This window comes from Ensifer sp. ENS08 (assembly GCF_014852195.1).
In the GTDB taxonomy this organism is placed as follows: domain Bacteria; phylum Pseudomonadota; class Alphaproteobacteria; order Rhizobiales; family Rhizobiaceae; genus Ensifer; species Ensifer adhaerens.
Window position 1 is genome coordinate 1 of record NZ_JACVBF010000091.1, and the last position, 255, is coordinate 255.

The 255-nt window shown below is 65.1% G+C and carries 1 protein-coding gene; it reads left to right on the forward strand.

Annotated elements, in window-relative coordinates:
• On the forward strand, window positions 1–255 hold a 255-nt coding region (locus IB272_RS34635; RefSeq protein WP_192445907.1), incomplete at both ends, for an aldehyde dehydrogenase family protein.

Below are 255 nucleotides of genomic sequence, written 5' to 3' on the forward strand. Positions count from 1 at the left end.
TCTACGGTGCAAGCTTCGTCGAGTGGTTTGCCGAAGAGGCGCGCCGCATCTATGGCGACCTGATCCCCGGCCATCAGCCCGACAAGCGCATCCTGGTCATGAAGCAGCCGATCGGCGTCGTTGCGGCAATCACGCCCTGGAACTTCCCCAATGCGATGATCACCCGCAAGGCCGGCCCGGCCTTTGCCGCCGGCTGCGCCATGGTGTTGAAGCCGGCTGCCCAGACGCCGTTCTCGGCGATCGCCATTGCGATCC